Consider the following 24993-nt stretch of genomic DNA (forward strand, 5'->3'; position numbering starts at 1 on the left):
CGCCACTGGAGCATCCAGGCGGGTTCGTTCTTCTTCTCGGAGATGAACTTGACGGTCTCTTCCGACAGTCCCTTGGGGGCCTTGTCGGACTCGATCAGGGTCTCAAACCCATAACGATACTGATCGACGTCGATGCGCTTCACGCGCTCGACCGTCTCTTGCACGGCTGGCATTCTATCCTCCGCTCGCGGTTTCAAGGACCGCGGTGGATCAAACTTGGACGAGTATTACGATGTTTTTCGGCAGAAAGCACGTGCTTAGAACCATTCAAGCCGTGTTTCGTCGCTTAGGCTCTAAGTAGGGTATTACCAAGCTTTCGCCAAGCCTCTAACGTCGTGTTGATGTCATCTGGCTTCGTGGACCAGCCCAGACTGAGACGCACCGCTCCCTGGGCAACGGTGGCATCATACCCCATTGCCGACAGCACGTGAGACGGCTGCACTTTGCCCGATGAACAGGCCGAGCCTGAGGATACCGCCACGCCTTCGAGATCGAAGCCGATCACGGCGGTTTCGGCCTTGAGGCCGGGGGCAGTGAAAAGGATGGTATTTGGCAACCGCTTGATGTCATCCGAGAAGACCATCGCCCCGGCGATCCCGCGGATACCATTTTCCAAGGAATCTCTGAGGGTTGCCATCCGCTCCGCATCCTCCGGCAGAGCCTGAAGGGCAGCCTTCACCGCTGCCCCAAAGCCAGCGATTCCCGCGACATTCTCGGTTCCCGCGCGCCGGCTCAGCTCCTGTCCGCCGCCCCGCAGCACGGGTTCCAGTCCAGCGATCCCCTCGGCCAGGACCAGCGCGCCGACGCCCTTGGGGCCGCCGATCTTGTGCGCGGAAAAGGTCGCAAGGTCTGCGTCCACAGCCTTGATATCGAACGGGATTTTCCCCAGCGCCTGGATCGCATCGACGTGCAGGAGCCCCCCCGCCCCATGGACGATCCCTGCGGCCTCTGCAATCGGCTGAATTGCGCCTGTTTCGTTGTTCGCAGCCATGATGGAGACCAGCGCCGGCGGGCCGTCACCGAGCAACGCCTCCAGGCGCTCGAGGTCGATGACGCCGGCGCGTGTAACCGGGATCTGGCTGACCTTGTCCGGAGGGAACCGGCCGCCCGACAGCACCGAGGCATGCTCGACGGCCGAGACCAACAGGCGCTCGACAGGGCCGCCGGACGGCGCCCGCAGACCGGGCGACAGCGCGAGCGCGTTGGCCTCGGTCCCTGCGGATGTAAAGACGACGTTCCTCGGCAATGCACCGACGGCCGCCGCGAGCGTGGCACGGGCCTCCTCGACCAGCCGGCGCGCCTCGCGCCCCTCGGCATGAACCGAGGACGGATTGCCGATCAGCTCCCAGGCTGCAAGCATCGCGGTCCGCGCTTCAGCACGCAGCGGCGTGGTCGCATTCCAGTCGAGATAAGCACGACTCGGCATGAGGTATTATATTACTCCATGGATCGGGCTGGTGTGCCCGTCCCCGAGCCCGACATGGGCCCCCATGGAGCGCTTGGCAACTCGATTCCGAATCCCGACCGCTCAATGACGCCGCCATGACGCGCTAACATCTTGAGCGCATTGCGGGATGTTCAAGATGCTTGCTTTTTGACCCTCGCCTCATGTTAGAACGCGCGCGTCAGTTCACCGCGCGCCGCTCGCGCGTCATCCGAGGGCGCCGCTCCACCCTTCCATTCGCGGTTTGATCGGCCGAGCTGCCGATGAAGTCTGCACAATCGGTTGATTGCTGAAGGCCGTCTTCAAGGGATCAATCAAGAGATCATCATGCCCGAAGTCATTTTCACCGGCCCTGCTGGCCGTCTCGAAGGCCGCTATCACCCGGCCAAGCAGAAGAACGCGCCGATCGCGATGATCCTGCATCCGCATCCGCAGTTCCACGGCACGATGAACCATCAGATCGTGTACCAGTGCTACTACGCCTTCGCGCATCGCGGCTTCTCGGTGCTGCGCTTCAACTTCCGCGGCGTCGGCCGCAGCCAGGGCTCGTTCGACCACGGCACCGGCGAATTGTCGGATGCGGCCGCAGCTCTCGACTGGGCGCAGACCATCAATCCCGAAGCGCGCGCCTGCTGGGTCGCCGGCTTCTCCTTCGGCGCCTGGATCGGCATGCAGCTGTTGATGCGCCGTCCCGAGGTCGAGGGTTTCATCTCGATCGCGCCGCCGGCCAATCTCTACGACTTCTCGTTCCTCGCACCATGCCCCTCGTCGGGCCTGATCGTGCATGGCGAGAAGGATGCGGTGGTTCCGCCCAAGGACGTCAACACGCTGGTCGAGAAGCTGAAGACGCAGAAGGGCATCGTGATCGACCAGCAGGTCATCCCCGGCGCCAACCACTTCTTCGACGCCAAGCTCGAGCCGCTGATGGAAACCATCACGGCCTATCTCGACATGCGCCTCGCCAACGTGCGCTAAGGCCTCAAATGGGCTCCTTCGTCGCCTTGCTGCGTGCCGTCAATGTCGGCGGCACCGGCAAGCTGCCGATGAGCGTGCTCAAGGCCATGTGCGAGGAGCTCGGCCTTGCCGCCGTGCGCACCTATATTGCGAGCGGCAACGTCGTCTTCACGAGCCGCAAGTCGGAAGCTGCAATCAAGACCGCCCTCGAAAAGCGCCTGCGCGCCTACGCCGGCGCGCCGGTCGGGGTGCTCGTGCGTAGCGCCGCCGAGATGGCGCAAGTCTCGGCCGACAATCCTTTTCCAAAGGCTGCGCCGAATCGCACCGTCGCGATCTTCCTCGAGAGGGCGCCACCTGAAGACGCGCTTACCAGCATCCGCGGCCAGAACAACGAAGAGCTCCGCCTCGGCCGCCGCGAGATTTACGTGCACTATGGCGACGGCATGGGGACGTCGAAGCTCGTCATCCCCGCCGCCAAGACCGGCACCGCGCGCAACATGAATACCGTCGCAACGCTCGCGAAGATGGCCGCGGAGATCTAGGCCAGCTTGAGCGCGGCGATCCCCATCAGCACGAGCGCGATGCCGGCGAGCTTCATCGCGCTCAAGGTCTCGCCGAACAGCACGACGCCCAGCAGGAAGGTGCCGGCCGCGCCGATGCCGGTCCACGCCGAATAGGCGACGCCGACCTCCAGCACCTGCAAAGCGCGTCCGAGCAGAAAGACGAAGGCGGCGAGCAGCACGAGCGAGGTGATGCTCCAGCCTGCCCGCGTGTAGCCTTCCGCATATTTCATCGAGATCGCCCAGCCGACATCGAGCGCACCGGCGATCACCAGCATCAGCCAGGCCATGGATTGCGACATTGGCGCGCGCTCAGGCCGCAAGCTTCAGCAGATGCGCGTCGTGGCGCACCAGGAAGGCACGCAGCAATTGCGGATAGTCCGCGCCGACTGCGGTGCGCACGCTCGGACGTTTCGCAAGCTCGGCTCGCCACGCGCGGACCTTCGGCAGATCGCTGAAGATGCCGTGCTCTGTCAGTTCGTCGAACAGATCGAAATAGCGGAAGACGGGTGCGAACACTGCATCCACGAGGCTGAACGCCTCGCCCGCGAAATAAGGCCCTGCGCCGAGCGCGGCTTCCACGCGCGCGAATTTCGCCGCAACCGCCTGGCGCTTGCTTTCGAACGTCGCCGGATCGGTCGTGGTCTCCAGACCCCAGAGGTCACCCAGGATCGCCGAGCCGAACTCCATCCAGGCGCGATGCTCGGCGCGCTTCAACGCATCCGCCGGATGCAGCTTGAGGCCTGCCTGCGTCTCCTCGATGTATTCGCAGATCACGTTGCTCTCGAACAGCGCGACCTCGCCCTTCTCCGTCGTCACCACCAGGACCGGCACCTTGCCGAGCGGCGAGAGTTTCAGAAACCAGTCGGGCTTGTTGGCGAGATCGATGTCGATCCGTTCGAACGGCACGCCCTTCTCGTTGAGCGCGATCACGGCGCGCTGCACATACGGGCAAAGCTTGTGGCTGATGAGTTTCAGTGACGCGGTCATGGCAATGATCCCGGCGGTTGGATGCAACTGCATCCAACATAGATGCAATTGCATGCACTCGTCAAGATCAATGCATTTGCATCAACCGACATTGATCGTAAGGCCTGGACCTCAGGGCCGCGCCATCACTCCGCCCGTCATCGGCATCGGCACGCCGGTGGTGGCCGGGTAGGACAGCGGCAGCCCCTTGAGGCCGCGGGCGGCCAGGAAGCCAAAGGCCTGCGCCTCGATGGCGTCGGAGGCCCAGCCGAGCGTCTCGGCGGCCTCGACGGTGGCCGACCCTACCCGCTCCCGCAGCATGCGCAGCATGGTGAGGTTGCGGGCGCCGCCGCCGCAGACGATCCAGCTCCGCGGCCGGCGCGGCAGGAGCGAGATGATCCGGGCGATCGCCGCCGCGGTGAAGGCGGTCAGCGTCGCGGCGCCGTCGGCCGGCGGGACGTCGCCGAGCTTCAGCGCGGCAAAGTCGTTGCGGTCGAGCGATTTCGGCGGCGGAGCTGCGAAGAACGGCAGGTCCAGTGCCCGCGCGATCCAGGCCTCGTCCGCCTTGCCGAGCGCGGCGAACTTTCCTTCCGCATCGAAGGCCTGGTTCATGGTGCGGTACATGAAATCGTCAAGCAGCGCGTTGCCCGGCCCGGTGTCGCAGGCAATCAGCGTGTCGTTGCCGTCGATATAGGTGACGTTGGAGACGCCGCCGATATTGACCACGACGATCGGCCCTTCGCGCGCCAGCGAATGGACGAGCGCGCGGTGGTAAACCGGCACGAACGGCGCGCCCTGCCCGCCGGCCTCGACGTCGGCGGCGCGGAAGTCGTGCATCACCGGGATATGGATCGCCCTGGCCAGCGCCGGTGCATCGCCGATCTGGACCGTCAGCCGCTTCTCGGGGCGATGCAGCACCGTCTGGCCATGGAAGCCGACGATGTCGATGTCCTCCGGCTTCATCCGGTTCTGGGCGATGAAGGACGCCACAGCCTCGGCATGGGCCAGCGTCACCGCGCGCTCGGCCTCGGCCAGAACGCCCGGGCGGGCGTCGCGTCGCGGCAGGTGCACGGCCTCGCTCAGCGCCTGGCGCAGCAGATTGCGCTCCGCCGGACTGTAGGCCCGGTAGCCGGATGGCCCGAACGCCTTCACTTGCTTTCCGTCGGTTTCGATCAGCGCGACATCCACCCCGTCCAGCGAGGTGCCGCTCATCAAACCGAGTGCCGTCAACATCATGGATCAGCGTCCTCAAGAGACCCCCTCCGGCATGCCGATCTTGTGCCAGAGGGACACATCTTATAATGCCACAGGCAAAGTGGCGGGTGGCAATCGAGTTCCCACGGAAGACCCTTAAATTGCACCCGAAACAGTAAACCAAGAATTGTCAGGCACGCCGACAGATGACTGCATTTAAATCGGATTTCCTCAACACCCTGCAGGAACGTGGATTCATCCACCAATGCTCCGATTTCGAGGGGCTGGACGCGCTCGCCGCCAAGGGCGAAGCGACCACCTATGTCGGTTACGATTGTACCGCCCGCTCGCTACACATCGGCAACTACCTGACCATGATGATGCTGCACTGGCTCCAGCAGTCCGGCAACAAGCCGATCACGCTGATGGGCGGCGGCACCACCATGGTCGGCGATCCCTCCGGCAAGGACGAGACCCGCGCGATGCGCACCGTCGCCGAGATCGAAGCCAACAAGGAATCGATCCGCGGCGTGTTCGCAAAAGTGCTGCGCTACGGCGACGGCGACAGCGACGCCGTGATGCTCGACAATGCGGAGTGGCTGACCAAGCTCAACTGGATCGAGATGCTGCGCGACGTCGGCCGGCATTTCTCGGTCAACCGCATGCTGACCATGGACTCCGTGCGGCTGCGCCTCGAGCGCGAGCAGGAGATGAGCTTCATCGAGTTCAACTACATGGTCTGCCAGGCCTACGACTTCGTCGAGCTCGCCAAGCGCACCGGTTGCAAATTGCAGATGGGCGGCTCGGACCAGTGGGGCAACATCATCATGGGCGTCGATCTCGGCCGCCGCATGGGCACCCACCAGCTGTTCGCGCTGACGACGCCGCTGCTGACCACGGCGTCCGGCGCCAAGATGGGCAAGACCGCGCAGGGCGCGGTCTGGCTCAACGCCGACCAGTTCTCGCCCTATGACTTCTGGCAATATTGGCGCAACACCGAGGACGCCGACGTCGGCAAATTCCTGAAACTGTTCACGACGCTGCCGATGGGCGAGATCAGGAAGCTCGAGGCGCTCGGCGGCTCGGAGATCAACGAGGCCAAGAAGGTGCTTGCAACCGAGGCGACCGCGCTCTTGCACGGACGCGACGCGGCAAACCAAGCCGCTGAAACCGCGCGCCGCACCTTCGAGGAAGGCGCGCTGGCCGAAAGCCTGCCGACGGTGGAAATTCCGCGCGGCGAGCTGGACGCCGGCCTCGGCGTGCTCAACGCCTTCGTCAAGGCAGGCTTGGTTGCCTCCAATGGCGAGGCACGGCGCCAGATCAAGGGCGGCGGTCTGCGCGTCAACGACGAGTCCGTAAGCGACGAGAAGATGACGCTGTCGGCGGCCAATCTGACACCCGAGGGCGTGATCAAGCTGTCCTTCGGCAAGAAGAAGCACGTCCTCATCCGGCCTGCATAGGCGTATGAGCTTTTGATGCTTGTCAGGGCGCGCCGAAGCGCGCTCCCTGACCGGCAATGGATCAGAACACGCCCAGGGAAGCTTCGCGGGAACAAGCCGGACGCACGCAGCGAGATGCGGTGCGCACCGCACTCGTCGTGCTCGCACTGTGCTTCACGCTCGCCGTCCTCGGCCGCGGCCTCAGCGAGAGCTTCACTGTCTTCCTCAAGCCGATCTCCGAAAACTTTGGCTGGGACCGCGCGCAGGTCGTCTCGATCTACTCACTGACCTGGTTGATCAGCGGGCTGACCGCGCCACTGGTCGGGCGTCTGTTCGACCATTCCGGACCGCGCATCGTCTACGCAGTCGGGCTTTTCCTGCTCGGCTCGGCCTTCCTGATCGCGGCGCACGCGCAGGCGCTCTGGCAATTTCAGCTCTCGATCGGCCTCTGCGTCGGCATTGGCGTCGCCTTCATCGGCATTGTGCCGAACTCGATCCTGCTCGGCCGCTGGTTCGGGCCACGGCTGCCGACCGCGATGGCGGTGGTCTATTCGGCAATGGGGGGCGGCGTGCTGGCGCTGCTCCCGACCTCGCAGCTCTTGATCGATCATCTCGGCTGGCGTGAAGCCTATCAGGTCTACGGCTTCGCCGCGCTCGGCCTGCTCGTGCCGCTGCTGCTTCTGCCCTGGCGCATGTTCGCGGTCGGCTCGCCGCATGTCACCAAGAAGACCGATCCTGATTTCATCGACAACGGCTGGACGCTTGCGAGCGCGATGCGCCACCACGCTTTCTGGGCGCTGTTCTCGACCTTCTTCTTCACCGCGGTCGGCATGTATTCGATCGCCGCACAGATCGTGGCCTATCTCATCGACGCCGGCTTTCCACCGCTCCAGGCCGCGACCGCTTGGGGTTTTTCGGGCGTGGTGCTGGTGTTCGGCATGCTCGGCGTATCCGCGCTCGACGGGCTGATCGGACGCCGGCCCTCGGTGCTGCTCAGCTACGCGATCTCGATCATCGGCATCTTCCTGCTCTGGCTCTTGCAGTATTATCCGAACATCATCCTGCTCACCGGCTTCGTCGTCTGCTTCGGCAGCATGATGGGCTCGCGCGGCCCGCTGATCACAGCGACCGCGATGAAGATTTTTCGCGGCAAGCGCGTCGGCACGATCTTCGGCACCATCTCGATCGGCAGCGGATTGGGCTCGGCGTTCGGCTCATGGAGCGGCGGCCTCATCCACGACTTCACGCACGGCTACAATCTCCTGCTCGTCTTCGCACTTGCGAGCGTGATCCTCGGAATGATTCCATTCCTGATTGTCCCCGCCTTGCGGGAGTAGATCTCCCCGACGTAACCTGCATCCCTCCGCGTCACCGGGAAATTACGGGCGACACACGCGGCACCGCGTGCGAAACAGTTGGGCGCAACCGGAGTTAAGGGACGAACTGCGATATTTTGTCCACATGACAAAAATGTCAGCATGGAATTGACCCCGGGTGGCTTGCGAGGCCGAACTGAATACGGTCCAAGTCGCCCATTGGATGGAGGGCACAAACCAATGAACTTTCCCTATCTCACTCGCTTTGAACCGGTTCTCCTGAGCCTGTTCCGCTTCATCACCGGCCTGCTGCTGTTTCAATTCGGCGTAGCCAAGCTGTTCAAGTTTCCGCCTTTGCCGATGTTCGCGAAAGTCGAACTGATGTCGCTTTACGGCGCGGCCGGGACGCTTGAACTGGTGCTTGGCGCGCTGTTGATCCTCGGCCTGTTCACCCGCCTCGCCGCTTTCATCCTCTCCGGTGAAATGGCCTTCGCCTACTTCATGGGACATATGCTCAAGGGCGAGACGCCGGTGTTCCTGCCGCTGCTCAACAACGGCACGCTTGCCATCCTGTTCTGCTTCGCCTGCCTCTATCTCTCGGCGGCCGGCGGCGGCCCGATCAGCGTCGATGCGGCGCTGGGCAACGAACGCGCCTCGACCGGCGGCGCATTCGCGCGACGCTGACGCGCGCAATTGACGCGCAAGTCACGAATGACACCGGCAGCTTTGCCGGTGTCATCTACCGCGAGCCAAGCACGTTCCAGATCAGGACGAGGGCCGCGACGAGCAGCGCGGACATGATGAGGCGGTGAACGAATCGATTCATTGCCGCTCCCGCCGGGCTCGATGACCACCAAGGTCCGGGATCGATCTTCTCCTGCATACGCGCTGACGTGCGCCGACGCATGTCGCTTTGCCTGCACGGTTACGCATCAGGCTGCGAACGGTCACGCGCGCAGCCGGCGGCCTCATGCCTATATTCATGATTGGTAAGAACTTCATGCTACCGATGCGAGCAATAACAACCATTTCGTAGAGGCTGCGATGAGGCTGCTGAGCCATCTGAAGATCCGCACCAAGCTTACCAGCATGGTCTGCCTTGCGGCTCTCACAGTCACGGCCATCATCGCGGTATCGGCCTTCCTCAGCAAGAGCCGCATGATGGAGGACCGGGTCCAGCAGATGAAGACCGCGGTCGACATGCTCTATAATCTCGCCCAGTCGGTCCAGGACGACGTCACCGCCGGCAAGCTGACGCAGGCCGAGGCCAAGGCCCAGTTCCACATGCGCGGACGGCGCATGACCTTCAACGGCAACCAGGGCTATCCGGTCGTCTACAACGCCGACACGTCCCTCCTCGTCAACGGCGCCAACCAGCAGCTCGAAGGCAAGATCACCGGCGCGATCGACGCCAACGGCGTCCTCATTGCCGACGCGATCCTCAAGGCCGGCGAACAGAATGGCGGCGGCGTAGCCTCCTATCTCTATCCCCGCCCCGGCCAGACCGAAGCGGTGCGCAAGACCGTGTTCGCGCGCAAGTTCGCCCCCTGGAACGCGACGATCAGCTATGGCCTCTATGTCGACGACATCGACGCCGATGTGCGCGCGCTGACGCTCGAGCTTGCCGCGGTCGGTGTCGGCCTGATGCTGCTGATGGCGACGTTATCGTGGCTGATCGCGCGCGACGTGCTCGGTGCGCTCGACCGCCAGAAGACCCGCATGCAGGAGATTGCCGACGGTGCCATCGACAAGCCGGTCGAGGAGACCGGCCGCGGTGACGAGATCGGCCGCATGGCCGAGACCCTCGAAGTGCTCAGGCAGACCGCTTTGACGGCGCGCACGCTGGAGTCCGAGCAGGTCGCCGCCAAGAGCCGCAGCGAGCAGGAGAAGCGTGACGCCCTGATCGCCCTCGCCGATCGCTTCGATGCGTCCGTGGGCCAGCTGGTCGGCCTGATGGCCTCGGGCTCCGGCGAGCTCGAGACCACCGCCAAGTCGATGTCGTCCACGGCCGAAGGCACCAACCGCCGCGCCGCGGTGGTCGGTACCGCCGCCACCGAAGCCAGCCAGCGCGTCCAGACGGTCGCGGCTGCCGCCGAGGAGCTCTCCTCCTCCATCACCGAGATCAGCCGCCAGGTCGCGCAATCCGCCGAAGTGACCGGGCGCGCGGTGGACAGCGCACGCCGCACCGACACCATCGTGCGCGCGCTCTCGGACGGCGCGCAGCAGATCGAGCACGTCGCCGAGCTGATCTCCAGCATCGCGGCGCAGACCAATCTGCTCGCGCTCAACGCCACCATCGAGGCCGCGCGCGCCGGTGAAGCCGGCCGCGGCTTTGCCGTCGTCGCCTCCGAGGTGAAGTCGCTCGCCAGCCAGACCGCGGAAGCCACCCGCGAGATCGGCGACAAGATCGCGCAGATCCAAGGCGCCACCAAGGAGGCCGTGGACGCGATCGGCGGCATCACCGCCACCATCGAGGAAGTCAGCCGTATCGCCACCTCGATCGGCGCGGCCATCGAGGAGCAAGGCGCCGCCACCGCCGAGATCGCCCGCAGCGTCTCGCAGACCGCTGAAGCGACCAAGGAAGTCACCACCAATATCGGCGGCGTCAGCACCGCAGCGAACGAGACCGGCAACGCCGCCGGCATGGTGCTCGCGGCCGCCTCAAACCTGTCCAAGCAGGCCGAGCAGCTCTCCGGCGAAGTCGGCACATTCCTCGCAGGCGTGCGCGCGGCGTAAGGCTGCCGGTACACCTAACTCTGCACGTCGTCATGGCCGGGCTTGTCCCGGCCATCCACGTTTTTATAGCCGCTCTGCACGAAAGACGTGGATGCCCGGGCCTTCGCCGCGCCGAAGCGGCTTCGGCCGCGCAGGCGGGACAAGCCCGGGCATGACGACCGTCTGCGAATATCCGTACGAAGGCAGCTTCTCCGCTACCGCCGCGCGAGGCTGCAGCCGCTCGACAGCTGACGGGTCGATCCGGTCGAGCCGTCGTTGGACTGCGAGGGGAATTCCTCGAACGGCGTGTTCTGCTTGCCGGTGTTGAACTCGAAGATCTTACGGAACACGCCCGGCACCATGGCCGAGACCGGATTGACGCGCATCACGGGCGCGGCCGGCGTGCCGACGACCTCGTAGGTCACGCCGATCAGGCCTTCCTTGTCGCCGCCGCCCAGGAACAGTCCGAGCACCGGAATCTGTCCGAACATGTTGTTCAGGCCATACATCGGCACGAAGGTCCCGCTCATGCACACCTGGTTGCCGGGATAGTCGATCGAGCCCTCGATGGTGGCGCCGATCATCGGACCCTTCACGACGCCATCGCGGATCGTCAGGGCGCCATTCTGACGCGTGATCTCGGCGCGCAGCGCGCTGAAGGAGACGCCATTTCCGGTGCCGTTGGGCGCGCCGGCGGCAACGCGTTCGAGCTGCGCCTCGCCCTTCACCGTGAAGTCGCGGACGTTGATGAGGCCCTCGCGCGTCGTGTTCGACTCCGACGTCGGCGGCTCCATCGCCACCACCATCTGGCCGCCGATCGCCTTGGTGTAGGTGTCGGTGAAGCGCAGCAACGCGCCGGCATCGTTGGTCTGGAGGTAGATCACCTCGCGGTTGCCCTGGGCGCGGCCGCCGCGCAAATCGGCTGCCACCGGCGTGTCGCGGCCGATCTTGCCGTTCAGCGTGAGGGCTTTGACGGTGCCGTTGCGCCGCGACATCTTGGCATCGACGCTGCGCATCGCCTCGCCGTTGAAGCCCGCGACGGCACCGAGCTTCACGTCGATGTCGAAATCGACGTTCTTCATCTTGTTCTTGGCGTCGTCCTTGGAATTGCCTGAGATCGCCGACTTCAGGAAACCGCGGCCGTCGAACACGTCCCCGCGCATCGTGCCGCGCACGACCCCGTCCTGGCCACGCTCCACCTTCAACGAGGCCTTGTCGCCGTCGGACGGAGCGTAGATCGGGAAATTCGCGTTCATGAGGTCGCCGTTCGGATCGACTTCAAGCGAGCCCTTGATCGAGGCGCCGCTGCCTTCGACGACGATGTCCTCCAGACGGGTTGATTGCGCCGTCGGCACCACCTTGAAGCTGGCCTTGGCCGATTTGCCCGAAAGCTTGACCCAACCGGGCAGGATGTTGTCGAGCTTGACCGAGGTCAGGTCCGCCTCGACGCCGAGCTTCGTCGTCTGGTCGGGACCTCCGGCGATCTTGCCCGACAGCTTGATCGGCAGCGATCCGCTGACGGCGGGGCTCAGATCGAATCCCAGGCGCGCGCGGCTGGCATCGTCCAGCGTGGTCTGCAATTTGACGTCCGCATCGCCCTCGGCCGGCTTGCGGTAGTCCAGCGAAGCCGCCTGCCCGTTGATCTTGACGTCGCCCTTGACCTGATAGCCCTGGTTGCTCGCTGATATCTTGAGGTTGTTGGCCTCGAGCTTCTGGTTCATCACCAGCTTGTCGGCGGCAAAGCCGTTGAGGTCGGCGGTGACGGCGTAGGTGGTGTCGGCCTTGGTCAGCTCGCCCTTGACCGGCAGGCCGAGCTGGATGTTGGCCGTGAACGTCCCCTTGCTGGTGTTGGGATCGACGACGGTCGACGACAGATCGCTCAGGCGATCATTGGCGAGCATTTCGGCGGCAGCAGGCACCGGGCCATCGACGCGGAACCTGGTCCGCGACGGCGACGGTTTGGGCGCCATATCCGGCACCTCGAAGACGAAGTCGGAGATCGTGACCTTGCGGCCCGCCGGCGTATCGGCAATGCCCTGCCCGATATTCACGGTCGCGGTGCGCCCGGTCACACGCGCCTTCAGATCGGCATCGTGCACCACCGGCATGCCATCCACGGGGCGGACCGCGACGCCACTCGCGACGATGTTGACCGACAGGCCGTCGTCGGGAATGGGCGGCCCCTTGCGCGGGAGGTTCTTCGTCGGCGAATTGACGCCGATCTCGATGCGCTGGAGCGTGCCGCGCTCGATCCGCTCGATCACCCATTCGCGCAACTCGGGAACGACAAGCGTCGGCCACATCCGCTTGAGCGCGGAGGCCGACATCGGCGTTCCCGCAAAGCCCAGCGTCAGCCGCGGCTCGCCCGAATAGTCGATGGCACCGGTGCCGGCGACGCCGATCTCGCCATTGCTGATATCGGCTTGCGTGAGCAGCATGCGCTTGTGGTCGGTATCGAAGCGGAAGCCGATCGCGATGCGGTTGAAGACCAGCGGGGGCTCGTTGTCGATGCCGCCCAGCAGGATCGAGCCGCCGCTGAAGCCGAGCTGCCAGTCGTTGGTGGTGCCGTTGGGCGGCTCGAGATGGGCCAGAAGCGTCAGGCGGTTCGCGCCCGAGAGAATCTTGAACGGAGCAACCAGCACCCGCCGGTTCGAATCCCACTCGACGTTGATCTCGGCCGAGTCGATCGCCATCGGATAATCTGGCGTGTCGGTGTCGATGATGTTGCCCGCGCCGACCGCGATCTTGCCGCGGAAGAAGGTCGGCACGCCGTCGCGGCCGAGCTCGCCCTTGAGCTCGCCGGTCAGCGGCAGATCGGCGGTGTAGGTGAAGTCCTTCACCCGGAGCGCCAGCAGGATGTTGGCGGTGGAAAGCTTATCGGCGCGGATGTCGACCGAACGCACACCATTCTCGGCAGGGCCGATCGTGGCGCGCAGCGACCACGGGCGCGCGCCTTCCTCGCCGAGGCTGAGGGCGACGCCGCCACGGCTCGGCCGGCGCAGGCTGAGCGTGATGTTCTCAAAGCTCCATTTGCTGCCGCGCTGCTGATCGTCGACGATCAGATTGCCGTTCTTCAGGCCGATCTCGTTGAGGTTCTGGCCGTCGAGGCCGGTCATGCTCAGACTGTCGAGCCAGTCGAGGCCCTGAAGAATGCCGCTCGGGGCAGCGGCCTGGGGAGCGGCCTGCGACGCGTCCGGACTTGCAGGTCCGGTGGCGAATGGCGGCGGCGGGACACCGTTGCGCGGGAATGTCGGCGGCAGGCCCGCTTCCTTCTTGGATGCGACGCCGGTTGCCAGCGGCTTTGCGGTGTCGCCGGCGGACACGGTGACGGTGCCGTCGGGCGAAATGCGGATCGCCAGCTCCGCGTCCACGAGATTGAGGCTCTCGGCGCGCAGGTGCCCCATCAGGAGACCCGCACCCGACAGCTTCACTTCGGCCTTCGGCGCGGTGGCGACGATGACGTGATCTTGGTCGCGGACGACGATGTCGCGGATGCGCACGGCGATGCGGATCCGCCCGGCCCGCTCGATCTGGGTGCCGCCGACCTCCACCGTATTGCCGTGGCCGATATTGTCCTCGATGGCGGCAGCGAGCCACGGCGTCGCGATGTCGAGATTGATGGGACCGGCACCAAGCCGCCACCACAGCGCGCCGAAGCAGCCGACGAAAATAACGGCGAGGGCCCCGGCCACGATGGCCAGCCGCTTCAGCCAGCGATCAGCCGCCAGCCAGCGGCGCATTGACGCAAATCCGTCACCGAAACGATGGAAGCCCGAACTGGAACGCGACAACAGCCGGCGCGCCCGATAGCCCGCCGCTGCTTCCTGATCCGGATCCCAGTCGGCGTCGTCCCACTCCTGCGGCTGCTGTTGACCGCCGCGCCGATCGAAATCCCGATTGTAATCCTCGGGCGACGTATTCCTTGCCATTGCCTCTCGATACAGGCGCCCATCGTAGGATTGAGCGCCGCCGGGACCGCAGCCGTCCACGGGAAGCGAAGCTCCCTGTGCCGGCATTGCCGCCATACCTCGAATATTCCTGCTGTTCGTCATTTCGCCCCGGGAGCGCGTTCAACGAGCAGTGGGGTGGTGCGTGGAATTCCTTGTAACCATAACCCGGCGTCGCCAGACTTGCCCAGACGAGGGCGCGATTCCGGCACACCGGACGAGAGCTGCAATACCGCTTTGGTTGACCCGCCGAAAGCGACGAAAGGAAGGCGTATGTCCAAGAAATCCCGAAAGAAATCGTCCAAAACGCCCTCCGGCATAGCAACGACTAAAAAGCAGACCCCGACCAAGCGGGCAACGACTCAAACAAAGTCCGCGAAAACACAGCGGACGCCGGCGGGCAAATCAACCAGGACAGTAGCAAAAGCAGGATCACATAAGGCCGCGTCGAAACAGTTAAATTCCTCCAAATCGGCCTCCGCGTCCGCGAATGCCAAGCCGGCCCTGACCGAGGGCCAGAAGGCGCCCGCCTTCCGGCTGCCCCGCGACGGCGGCGATGTGGTCTCGCTGGCCGACTATGCCGGTCGGAAGCTCGTCCTGTTCTTTTACCCCCGCGCCGACACGCCCGGCTGCACCAAGGAGGCAATCGATTTCACACGGCTGGCGGACGCTTTCAGCGGCGCCGGCACCGCCCTGCTCGGCATCTCCGCCGATCCGTTAAGGGCCCAGGAGAAGTTCCGCGACAAGCACGGCCTCGGCATGCCGCTCATCTCCGATGAGAAACACGAGATGCTGGAGGCGTACGGCGCCTGGGGCCAAAAGTCCATGTATGGCAAGAGCTTCCTCGGCGTTCTTCGCACCACGGTACTGCTTGGTGCCGACGGCAAGGTGGCTAGGGTCTGGCGCAATGTCCGCGTCGACGGCCACGCCGACGAGGTGCTGGAAGCGGCAAGGAGCCTTTAACCAATCCGTTAAGTTCGAGCGGTTCCGTTTCCGGAAAATTAACCATGACCGGCCCAGATTGCTGCGGCAATTAGGCCGTACGGACTCATCCGACCGGCGCGGGAGTGCCGATGTCGAAAAGTTCTGCCCAATATTCGCAGTACCCCCAACATCACGCGCACGACCACGGACGGGCCTTCCATCGCCGCCCCGCCGCCGCGGCGGCAGCCGTCGCGATCCCCCTTCCCGACGCCGACGACGCCTACACCATCGTGCACCACGGCAAGCAGGTCCGCCTCGGACCTGTGGTGTTCTGGATCGTGGTCGGCACCGTCGTGCTGCTCGGACTCTGGTCGGCCGCGACCGCCACCTATTTCGCCTTCCGCGACGACGTCCTGACCCGGCTGATCGCGCGCCAGGCCGAGATGCAGTACGCCTACGAGGACCGCATCGCCGAACTCCGCGCCAAGGTCGACCGCACCACCAGCCGGCAGCTGCTCGACCAGGAGCAGTTCGACCAGAAGCTCGACCAGATCATGAAGCGCCAGACGGCGCTGGAGTCCCGGGCCACGGCGCTCGGAGCCATGCCCGACGTGACCGGATCAATGCCCCGCGTGGCCCCGCAGCGCGGCGATTCGAGCCAGGGCGCTGCGCAGGGGACGCCGAAGCCGTCGCCGATCAGCGACACCGTGATCTTCGTGGCGCCGCCCGATCGCGAAGCGCGGCTTGAGTCGCGCGCCCCGACCGTCGCTGCACCGCCGACCAGCCAATTCGCCAAGAACCAGGGTTTCGACAACGTCCTGGTCCGGCTCACGACCTCGCTTGACCAGGTCGAGCGTCGCCAGATGGCGGCGCTCAGCGCCGTCGAGGAAGGTATGGATTCACGCATGCGCCGGATGCGCGGCGTCGTCAGCGACCTCGGCCTCAATCTCGCCAGCCTCGAAGCCGCCGTGCCGCGCTCGGCGATGGGCGGTCCTTTCGTGCCCGTCAAGCTGACGGCCAATGCCGGGCCGTTCGAGAAGCAGCTCAATCGCATCAACACCACCCGTGCCGAGATGGACCGCCTCAATCGCACGCTGGCGCTGGTGCCCTACCGCAAGCCCGTCATCGGCGAGGTCGAATTCACCTCAGGCTTCGGCGTGCGCAGCGATCCCTTCCTCGGCCGGCCCGCAATGCACACCGGCCTCGACTTCCGTGCCGCGACCGGCGATCCCGCACGCGTCACCGCCAACGGCAGGGTCGTTTCAGCCGGCTGGTCCGGTGGTTACGGCCGCATGGTCGAAGTCGATCACGGCAACGGGCTCTCGACCCGCTACGGCCATCTCTCCGAGATCAACGTCAAGGTCGGTGAGATCGTCAAGCTCGGGCAGGTCATCGGGCTCGTCGGGTCGACCGGCCGTTCCACCGGCCCGCACCTCCATTACGAAACCCGCATCGACGGCGAAGCGGTCGATCCGCAGAAATTCTTGCGCGCCGGCGTGCGGCTCAGCGCGGGCTAAGCCCGGTACGCCTGATCTACTGACTGCGCTCGTGGCCGACCTCGCCGGTGATGACGTCGCCGAACAGCTCCCAGGCCTGTCCGTTGAAGCGCATCAGCTGCATCTGCTCGATCGGAAAGTAGTCATCGGCGGAGGTGTTGACCATGATCCCGGGCAGCATCAGGTCGGTGTGAAAATCCTTCAGGCTGGCGGCCTGCTTCATCACGTTGTCACGCGTGAGGTTGTCGCTGCACTGCTTTAACACCTGCGCCATCGCCTCGGCCTGCACATAGCCGTAGATGTTGTTGCTGTTGGCCTTGTCGCCATCGGGATAATATTTGTCCATGAATTCGCGCCACTTCACCACCGCCGGGTCCTTGTCCCAGGTCGGGTCGGTCGGATCCTTCAGATAGACGGTCGAGATGATGTCCTTGGAATAGTCGAGCCCGGCGGGCTTGAGCACCGAGGCGACCGAGGTCGCGGTGTTGGCGAGGAAGAACTTTGGTTTCCAGCCGAGCTCGCCGACCTTCCGGATTGCCTGCGCCGATCCCTTTGGCGCAGCCCACGAGAAGAAGATGTCCGCGCCGGAATCGTGCAGTGCAACGATCTGCGAGTCGATCGAGGGATCGCTGACCTCATAGGACTTGTCGGCGATGATCATGTTCGCCTTGTCGCCGAGCCCGTCCTTCAGCCCCTTGAACTGGTCCTTGCCGGCGTCGTCGTTCTGCCAGAACACGGCGATCTTGCTGTTGGGGAAATGATCGCGGATATATTTTGCGTAGATCCGCCCCTCGCTCTGGTAGTTCGGCTGGAAACCCATGGTCCACGGGAAACTCTTGGGATCGCCGAACTTGGTGCCGCCGGACGCGACGAACAGCTGCGGCACCTTCTTGGCGTTCATGTATTTCATGATCGCCGAGTTCGAGGGCGTGCCGAGCGGCTGGAAGATCAGCAGCACCTCGTCGCTCTCGACCAGCTTGCGCGCCTGCTCGATCGCCTTCGGCGGCGAATAGGCGTCGTCATAGCTGATGAAATTGATCTTGCGGCCGTTGATCCCGCCCTGGTCGTTGATCATCCTGAAATAGGCGGCCTCGGTCTTGCCGATCACGCCATAGGACGACGCCGGCCCGCTATAGGGCATGATGTTGCCGATCTTGACTTCGGTATCAGTGGCGCCGGGATCGTATTTCTTCTGCGCCAAGGCCGGTGCCGTGACGAGCACGCCGGCAGCAAGAATGGCGAGGGCAGCAAGGTTTCCGCGACGACCCGGCATCGTTCTCTCCCCTATGTTTTGTAGTCTTCTTTTGCGGAGAGTGTCGCAAGCAGACTCGCGGCTGGCAAGCACCACGATTTTCCGCGAGATGAAACGGCAATCTGGAACTTACGTGACGCGCCGCAGCAGGCTCAGGACACGCCCGTCGATCACGAGCAGCGCACTGCCGATGACGATGGCGCCCGCGATCTCGCGCGCGGAGATCGGCTCACCCAGCACCAGCCATCCCAGCAGGATGGCGGTGACGGGAATGAGCAGCGTCACCAGCATCACATTGGTCGCGCCCGAGCGCCGCAGGATCTGAAAGAAGACGATGTACGCGAGCGCCGTCGACAGAGCGGCAAGGCCAAGCACCGCGAGCCAGGTCGTCAGGCCCGGCATCGAAAGTCGCCATGGCTGCTCCATTGCGCCGGCAACGATCGCCATCATCACAGTCGACGCCATCAGCTGAAACGTCGCCGTTCCCAGCGGAGGCGTGTCCTTCAGAAGCCGCCGCGCGGCCAGCGCCGCAAAGCCATAGCTGAACGCGCCGGCCAGACAGAGCAGGATACCGAGCCCCTGCCCCGGCCGCGTCTCGATGCCCCATCCCCGCAGGATGATGACGCCGGCGAGGCCGAGCGCCACGCCGGCCACCCGGCGCAACTGCAGGGCTTCCTCGCCCGCAGCCGCCATCACCATCACCGTGAACAGCGGCGTGGTCGCGTTCAGGATCGAGGCCAGTCCGCTCGGGATGAAGGTCTGGCCGAGCACGATCAGCGAGAACGGGATGACGTTGTTGAGCAGCCCGATCGCGACGAACGGCTTCCAGCCAACCATCCCCCTGGGAAATCTGATGCCCTGCATACGGAGCAGCGGCAGCAGCATGGCCGCGCCGAGCGCAACGCGCAGGAGCACCAGCGTCAGCGGCGGCAATTCCCGCAGCGCCGCGCCGTTGAAGAAGAACGATCCGCCCCAGAGAACCGAGAGCACGGCGAGCAGCGACCAGTCTCGCGCATCGATCCTGTTGTCGTTCGGGGACATGTGCTTCACCTCGGCGGCCGACCCTGCCGCCTAGGACGGCGCGAGAAAGCCCGCCACCCGATTTCCGATAACGTTGCTCAGGAGGGGCGCCGCGAGCGAGCGTCACCGGCAATATCGGCGACAACCGCCCCGATCACCAGCGCCCCGCCAATGAGCGCATGCACGGCGGGCAGCTCGCGAAAAGCGACCCAGATCCAGAACGGCATCAGCGGCGTTTCCAGCGTCGCGATCAATGAGGCCTGTCCCGAAGGCAGCAAGCGTGAGCCGAGCATGTAGAAGGTCAGGCCGAGCGCGACCTGGAGGCAGCCGAACATCGCGAGGATCGCAAGGCCATTGCCGCCGACATGGGCGATGTCGTGGGCAAAGGGAAGGCTGACGAGGCTTCCCATGAAGTTCGACAGCGCGGCCGCCGCCACCATCGAGGTCTCGCGGTGACGCCGGACCACGACGGTCATGGCGGCGATGGCAAGCACCATCAGGCAGCTCAGCGCGACGCCGCCAAGATCGGCGCCGGCCTGAACGCCGCCGACTGTGATCACCACGCCGGCAAAGGCGATCAGGCTCGCGGTCAGCGTACGCCACGTCGCGGCTTCGCCGAGCCACAGCCACGCCAGCGCAGCCGCAACGAAGGGCTGGGTTGCGATCAGCACCGCCACGTTGACGACCTTGGTCATCTGAAGCGCGGGAATGAACGCGACCATGCCGAGCGCGGACAAGGACGCGACGAGCAGGCCGCCCCTCCCCGGCACGACCAATTGCCACAGCGCAGCGCGGCCCTGCATCACGACGAGAATCACGCTGATCAGGCTGCCCGCGAACAGGCCGCGCCAGAACAGGATGGTCCAGGGATCGAACGGCAACAGGCGCGTGAAGAACGGCGCCGTGCTCCAGGCAATTGCGGCAGCGATGACGAGAGCAATGCCGAGACCACGTTCCGAACGAGGCTGCCCCATGTTGATGCGTCCAGCTAGGTCGGCTTCTTCGGCCGCGACACCAGCTCGATCATCTTGCCTTCATCGTCGTCGGGCATCGCGGCCTTGGCCTGCGCATAGGACTCGACCGCAGCACGCGAGACCAGCGGCTTGTCGGCCAGCAGGCTTTCGGCGAGTTTCACAGCGTAGGCGGCATCCTTGTGCCGCAGCGCTGCCGTAAAGGTCGCGCCACTGAAATCGCGCGCGACCATGCGCTTGGAGTGACGCTGCACTTGCGGGCTGGCCGCGACGCCGGCCTGGATCGATTCCAGCACCAGGTCCATGTCGAGCCCGGCCTGCTCGGCGATGGCGAGGCCTTCGGCGAGGCCCGCGATCTGGATCGCCCCCATCAGGTTGTTGATGAGCTTGTAGACAGTGCCGGAGCCGACCGCGCCGAAATGGCGGATGGTCGAGCCGATCGGTTCGAGAAACGGCCGTGCACGTTCGAGATCAGCTGCGTCAGCGCCGACGAGCAGCGTCAGCTTTCCGGCCGCTGCCGCATCAGGCAATCCCGTCACGGGGCAGTCGATATAGATCAGCCCGCGCGCATTGAGCTCACGGCCCATCTCGCGGGCGTGGTCATAGGAGACAGTGGAGCATTCGATCGCGATGGTGCCTGATTTCGCCGTCTTGGCCGCACCGTTGGGCCCGAGCCAGACCGCGCGCGAGGCTTCGTCATCGGCGACCATGGTCACGACCGCATCGGCATCGATCGCGGCATCCTCAGGCGACGTCGCCCAATGCGCACCGCGCGCGATCAGGTCGTCCGCTTTTGCCTTGCTGCGATTCCACAGCGTCACCGTGAAGCCGGCATCGAGATAGCGGCCGGCCATGCCGTGGCCCATCCGCCCCAACCCGATGAAGGCGACACGGGACATCAGTCGACGTCCTCGATGTCAGCGCCGGTGGTGCCGAAGGCGCGCTGCGCCAGGGTTGCGGCCATGAAGTCGTCGAGCTCGCCGTTCAGCACGCCCGATGTGTCGGACGTCTGCACGCCCGTGCGCAAATCCTTCACCATCTGGTAGGGCTGCAGCACGTAGGAGCGGATCTGGTGTCCCCAACCGATATCGGTCTTGGCGGCCTGGTCGGCGGCGGCCTTCTCCTCGCGCTTCTTCAGTTCGATCTCGTAAAGCCGCGCGCGCAGCATGTCCCAGGCCTGCGCCCGGTTCTTGTGCTGGGACCGGCCGGCCTGGCAGACCACGGCAACGCCGGTCGGAATATGCGTCAGGCGCACCGCGGATTCGGTCTTGTTGACGTGCTGGCCGCCGGCGCCGCCCGAGCGCATGGTGTCGACGCGGACGTCGGCTTCCTTGATGTCGATCTTGATGCTGTCGTCGATGACGGGGAATACCTGCACGCTCGAAAACGAGGTGTGCCGCCGCGCGTTGGAATCGAACGGCGAGATGCGCACCAGCCGGTGCACGCCCGCCTCCGTCTTCAGCCAGCCATAGGCATTGTGGCCGGAGACCTGGATGGTCGCGGACTTGATGCCGGCTTCTTCGCCCTCGGATTCCTCGAGGAATTCGACCTTGAAGCCGTGCGTCTCGGCCCAGCGCGTATACATGCGCAGCAGCATCTGCGCCCAGTCCTGGCTCTCGGTGCCGCCAGCGCCGGCATGGACTTCGAGATAGGAATCGAAACGATCGGCCTCGCCCGACAGCAGCGCCTCGAGCTCGCGCCGCGCGACTTCCTTCTTGAGGTTCTTCAGCGCGGCTTCGGCTTCGGCCACAACACCCGCGTCGCCCTCGGCCTCGCCGAGCTCGATCATGCCGATGTCGTCTTCGAGCTCCTGCTCGACCTTGCCGATGCCCGAGAGCGAATCCTCAAGCGAGGTGCGCTCCTGCATCAGCTTCTGGGCTTTCTGGGGATCGTTCCAGAGGTTGGGATCTTCTGCGAGCTTGTTCAGCTCAGCGAGGCGCGCCGTCGATGTCTCGACGTCAAAGATGCCTCCTCAGCAGCCCGACTGACTGCTTGATCTCTTCTACCAACCGTTCGATTTCGGCGCGCATGTGGTGCTCTGGTCTCGCGGAATTGGTTCCGCTTGCAAGTGAGTTGGGGATGTAGCGGCGGCGGCTGCAAAGCGCAACCGCCGGAACCGCGATCGTCCGTCTTGTCCTAAGCCTTAGTACAGACCACCGGTGCCCGGCCGCATGAAGAAGCCGGAATCCGGCTGCTGTTGCTGCGACGCCGGCACGCCGCGCCCGTCGGCATCGGCAACGCCGATCACCGAATAATTGTCCGGCGGCGCCGTGCCCGGCTTGAAGGCCTCCAAAATGGTTCCGCCGGTCTCGCCGGGGCCGGCGCGCATGCCGGTCTTGGAGACGACGCGCACCAGCTTGATGCCGGCCGGCACCTTGAACGGAACCGCGGGCTTGTCGGCGAGCGCGAGCTTGAGGAAGTCGCGCGCGATAGGCGCGGCCAGATGGCCGCCGGTCGCGGCGTTGCCCCTACCGAGCGCGCGCGGCTTGTCGTAGCCCATATAGATGGCGACGGCGACATCGGGCGAGAAGCCGACGAACCAGGCGTCCTTGGCCTCGTTGGTGGTGCCGGTCTTGCCGGCGATCGGCTTGCCGACCTCCTTGACCACGGTGGCGGTACCGGCCTGGACCACGCCTTCCATCAGCTCGGTGATCTGATAGGCGGTCATCGAATCCAGCACCTGCTCGCGGCGGTCGATCAGCTGCGGCTCGACCTGGTTCTTCCAGCCGCCCGGCGCGTCGCAGCCGCGGCATTCGCGCTGGTCGTGCTTGAAGATGGTGCGGCCGTAACGGTCCTGGATACGGTCGATCAAGGTCGGCTTCACCCGGCGACCGCCATTGGCGAGCATCGAATAGGCAGTGACCATGCGCATCGCCGTGGTCTCGCCGGCGCCGAGCGCGTAGGAGAGATAGTTCGGCAATTCGTCGTAGACGCCGAAGCGGCGCGCATATTCGCCGATCAGGGGCATGCCGATGTCCTGCGCGAGGCGCACCGTCACGGTGTTCAGCGACTGCCGCAACGCGTTGCGCAGCGTGACGGGTCCCTGGAATTTGCCGGAGGAGAAGTTTTCGGGCCGCCACACGCCGGCGCCCTGGCCCTGGTCGATTTCGATGGGGGCGTCGAGCACCACTGTCGAGGGCGTATAGCCGTTGTCGAGCGCGGCCGAATAGACGATCGGCTTGAACGACGAACCCGGCTGGCGGTAGGCCTGCGTGGCGCGGTTGAACTGGCTCTGGTCGAACGAGAAGCCGCCGACCATCGCGAGCACGCGGCCCGTCCACGGATCCATCGCCACCATCGCGCCGGACACTTCGGGGATCTGGCGCAGGCGGTACTGGCCTTCGACCGGCTGTCCCTCCTTGGTGTAGAGCGGATCGGCATAGATCACGTCGCCCGGCTGCAACACCTGCGCGACAGACGTCGGGGTCTTGCCCTTGGCATTGCCCTGGGCCGCCCTCGCCCAGCGCACGCCGTCGACCGTGACGATGCCGGTCTCGCGCTGCTTGCTGATGGCGCCGCCGAGCTCGCGGTTCGGCTGGAAGCCGATGCGCGCGGACTGGTCGCTGGTCTCCAGCACCACCGCCATGCGCCAGGGCGAGATGTCGGAGAGCGACTTGATCTCGGCGAGCTTCACGCCCCAATCGCCCGAAATATCGAGCTTGCTCATGGCGCCGCGATAACCCTGCTGCTCGTCATAGTTCACGAGACCGGAGACCATGGCCTTGCGCGCCATGACCTGGATCTTCGGATCGAGCGTGGTGCGGACCGACAGACCGCCTTCGTAAAGCTTCTTCTCGCCGTAGCGCTCGAAGATGTCGCGGCGGACTTCCTCGGCGAAATATTCACCGGCGAAGGTGTGAGCGCCGTTGGAACGGCTGGTGACGGCGAGCGGCTCCTTGCGGGCCTTGTCGGCGTCGGCCTGCTTGATCCAGCCGTTCTCCAGCAGACGGTCGACCACGTAATTGCGGCGCTCGATGGCGCGATCGCGGTTTCGGACCGGATGCAGCGTCGCGGGCATCTTCGGCAGCGCGGCGAGATAGGACGCTTCCGCGACGGTCAGCTCGTTCACCGACTTGTCGAAATACACCAGCGAAGCGGCCGCGATGCCATAGGCGCCGAGGCCGAGATAGATCTCGTTCAGATACAGCTCGAGGATCTTGTCCTTCGAGTAGGTCTTCTCGATGCGCATCGCCAGCAAGGCTTCCTTGATCTTGCGGGCGAAGGAGACCTCGTTGGTCAGCAGGAAGTTCTTGGCGACCTGCTGGGTGATCGTGGAGGCGCCCTGCGGACGCCGGTTCGAGCCGTAGTTCTGGATAAAGAGCACGCCGGCGCGCGCCATGCCGGTGTAGTCGATGCCGCCATGCTCGTAGAAATTCTTGTCCTCGGCCGCGAGGAAGGCGTTGATCACGAGCTTCGGCACCGCCTGGATCGGCAGGTACAGCCGCCGCTCCTTGGCGTATTCGCCGAGCAGCGAGCCGTCGACCGCGTGCACGCGGGTCATCACCGGCGGCTCGTAATCCTGAAGCTGAGAGTAATCCGGCAAGTCCTTGGAGAAATGCCAGATCAGGCCTGCGACGGCCCCGACACCGACAAGGAACACCACCGTTCCCGCGGCGAACAGGAAGCCCATGAACCGCACCAGCAAGCGCATTATGTGTCTATCCGTTCAATCCGGGCGCCAACGAATTGGGCGCTCTCCAACGAAACAATTCACGGACCTGCCGGCTGACATGGACGCCGGGGCCTCGACTTGCCTGCCAAAAGGATTTTCGCTCGATTCTTCCTTTTTATA

The 24993-nt window shown here is 64.9% G+C and carries 19 protein-coding genes and 1 pseudogene; 8 read left to right on the top strand and 12 right to left on the bottom strand.

The genetic code is table 11. From position 1 onward, the window contains the following. Window positions 1-173, bottom strand: a pseudogene (locus AC5ZFO_RS27760) (Fe-S cluster assembly protein SufB); the annotation flags it as partial. Between the two features lie 113 nt (window positions 174-286). Beyond that, window positions 287-1426 carry a cysteine desulfurase family protein gene (locus tag AC5ZFO_RS27765; RefSeq protein WP_282519460.1) on the bottom strand — a complete coding sequence of 380 codons (1140 nt, stop codon included), beginning with the start codon at window positions 1424-1426 and terminating at the stop codon, window positions 287-289. Between the two features lie 345 nt (window positions 1427-1771). Between AC5ZFO_RS27765 and AC5ZFO_RS27770 the strand changes: the two genes are divergently transcribed. Both AC5ZFO_RS27770 and AC5ZFO_RS27775 read left to right on the top strand, forming a co-directional pair. Beyond that, window positions 1772-2419: an alpha/beta hydrolase gene (locus tag AC5ZFO_RS27770; protein WP_014495555.1), complete on the top strand. Its 648-nt coding sequence runs from the start codon at window positions 1772-1774 to the stop codon at window positions 2417-2419. Window positions 2420-2427: 8 nt separating this feature from the next. After that, window positions 2428-2940, top strand: coding sequence for a DUF1697 domain-containing protein (locus AC5ZFO_RS27775; protein WP_496122835.1), 513 nt, complete (start codon window positions 2428-2430; stop codon window positions 2938-2940). Here AC5ZFO_RS27775 and AC5ZFO_RS27780 read toward each other — a convergent pair. The 3 genes from AC5ZFO_RS27780 to AC5ZFO_RS27790 all read right to left on the bottom strand — a co-directional run bounded on the left by AC5ZFO_RS27780 (window position 2937) and on the right by AC5ZFO_RS27790 (window position 5163). Beyond that, window positions 2937-3260, bottom strand: coding sequence for a DMT family transporter (locus tag AC5ZFO_RS27780; RefSeq protein ID WP_282519462.1), 324 nt, complete (start codon window positions 3258-3260; stop codon window positions 2937-2939). The genes AC5ZFO_RS27775 and AC5ZFO_RS27780 overlap by 4 nt on opposite strands. A gap of 10 nt (window positions 3261-3270) precedes the next feature. Next, entirely contained in the window at window positions 3271-3948 is a 678-nt protein-coding gene (locus AC5ZFO_RS27785) for a glutathione S-transferase family protein (protein ID WP_282519463.1), read from the bottom strand. A 111-nt stretch (window positions 3949-4059) separates the two neighbouring features. Continuing rightward, window positions 4060-5163, bottom strand: a complete 1104-nt coding sequence (locus AC5ZFO_RS27790) for an anhydro-N-acetylmuramic acid kinase (RefSeq protein ID WP_282519464.1) — start codon at window positions 5161-5163, stop codon at window positions 4060-4062. Window positions 5164-5327: 164 nt separating this feature from the next. Here AC5ZFO_RS27790 and tyrS point away from each other — a divergent pair, with 164 nt between their 5' ends. The 4 genes from tyrS (at window position 5328) to AC5ZFO_RS27810 (ending at window position 10612) form a co-directional block, all read left to right on the top strand. After that, window positions 5328-6581, top strand: a complete 1254-nt coding sequence (tyrS, locus tag AC5ZFO_RS27795; RefSeq protein ID WP_282519465.1) for a tyrosine--tRNA ligase — start codon at window positions 5328-5330, stop codon at window positions 6579-6581. Between the two features lie 56 nt (window positions 6582-6637). Further along, a complete protein-coding gene (locus tag AC5ZFO_RS27800) occupies window positions 6638-7897 on the top strand; it encodes an MFS transporter (protein WP_282519466.1) in 1260 nt (419 codons plus the stop codon). A gap of 219 nt (window positions 7898-8116) precedes the next feature. Next, window positions 8117-8560 carry a DoxX family protein gene (locus tag AC5ZFO_RS27805; RefSeq protein WP_282519467.1) on the top strand — a complete coding sequence of 148 codons (444 nt, stop codon included), beginning with the start codon at window positions 8117-8119 and terminating at the stop codon, window positions 8558-8560. A gap of 360 nt (window positions 8561-8920) precedes the next feature. Next, entirely contained in the window at window positions 8921-10612 is a 1692-nt protein-coding gene (locus tag AC5ZFO_RS27810) for a methyl-accepting chemotaxis protein (protein WP_282519468.1), read from the top strand. Window positions 10613-10806: 194 nt separating this feature from the next. On the opposite strand, the gene AC5ZFO_RS27815 is transcribed toward AC5ZFO_RS27810, so the two are convergent. Continuing rightward, complete coding sequence (locus tag AC5ZFO_RS27815) at window positions 10807-14607, bottom strand: YhdP family protein (protein WP_282519594.1); 3801 nt, start codon at window positions 14605-14607, stop codon at window positions 10807-10809. 204 nt (window positions 14608-14811) lie between these two features. Between AC5ZFO_RS27815 and AC5ZFO_RS27820 the strand changes: the two genes are divergently transcribed. Together AC5ZFO_RS27820 and AC5ZFO_RS27825 are read left to right on the top strand one after the other, a co-directional pair. Further along, window positions 14812-15501 (top strand): peroxiredoxin, encoded by a 690-nt coding sequence (locus AC5ZFO_RS27820; RefSeq protein WP_282519469.1) that lies wholly within the window; start codon window positions 14812-14814, stop codon window positions 15499-15501. Window positions 15502-15611: 110 nt separating this feature from the next. Further along, complete coding sequence (locus AC5ZFO_RS27825) at window positions 15612-16979, top strand: M23 family metallopeptidase (RefSeq protein ID WP_282519470.1); 1368 nt, start codon at window positions 15612-15614, stop codon at window positions 16977-16979. A gap of 16 nt (window positions 16980-16995) precedes the next feature. On the opposite strand, the gene AC5ZFO_RS27830 is transcribed toward AC5ZFO_RS27825, so the two are convergent. From AC5ZFO_RS27830 to AC5ZFO_RS27855, 6 genes are all read right to left on the bottom strand, one after another. Further along, complete coding sequence (locus AC5ZFO_RS27830) at window positions 16996-18231, bottom strand: ABC transporter substrate-binding protein (RefSeq protein ID WP_282519471.1); 1236 nt, start codon at window positions 18229-18231, stop codon at window positions 16996-16998. A gap of 108 nt (window positions 18232-18339) precedes the next feature. Beyond that, window positions 18340-19251 (bottom strand): DMT family transporter, encoded by a 912-nt coding sequence (locus AC5ZFO_RS27835; protein WP_282519472.1) that lies wholly within the window; start codon window positions 19249-19251, stop codon window positions 18340-18342. A 77-nt stretch (window positions 19252-19328) separates the two neighbouring features. Next, entirely contained in the window at window positions 19329-20204 is an 876-nt protein-coding gene (locus AC5ZFO_RS27840) for a DMT family transporter (protein ID WP_282519473.1), read from the bottom strand. Window positions 20205-20218: 14 nt separating this feature from the next. After that, window positions 20219-21100 (bottom strand): NAD(P)-dependent oxidoreductase, encoded by an 882-nt coding sequence (locus tag AC5ZFO_RS27845; protein ID WP_282519474.1) that lies wholly within the window; start codon window positions 21098-21100, stop codon window positions 20219-20221. Further along, window positions 21100-22231 (bottom strand): peptide chain release factor 2 gene (prfB, locus tag AC5ZFO_RS27850; protein WP_282519475.1). Its coding sequence is split into 2 segments (ribosomal slippage): window positions 21100-22161 and window positions 22163-22231, totalling 1131 coding nucleotides; the frame shifts between segments, so codons are not numbered across the junction. The genes AC5ZFO_RS27845 and prfB overlap by 1 nt, the downstream gene beginning before the upstream one ends. 113 nt (window positions 22232-22344) lie before the next feature. Further along, window positions 22345-24852, bottom strand: coding sequence for a penicillin-binding protein 1A (locus tag AC5ZFO_RS27855; RefSeq protein WP_282519476.1), 2508 nt, complete (start codon window positions 24850-24852; stop codon window positions 22345-22347). Window positions 24853-24993: the final 141 nt, after the last annotated feature.

This window comes from Bradyrhizobium sp. Unk1 (genome assembly GCF_059512345.1).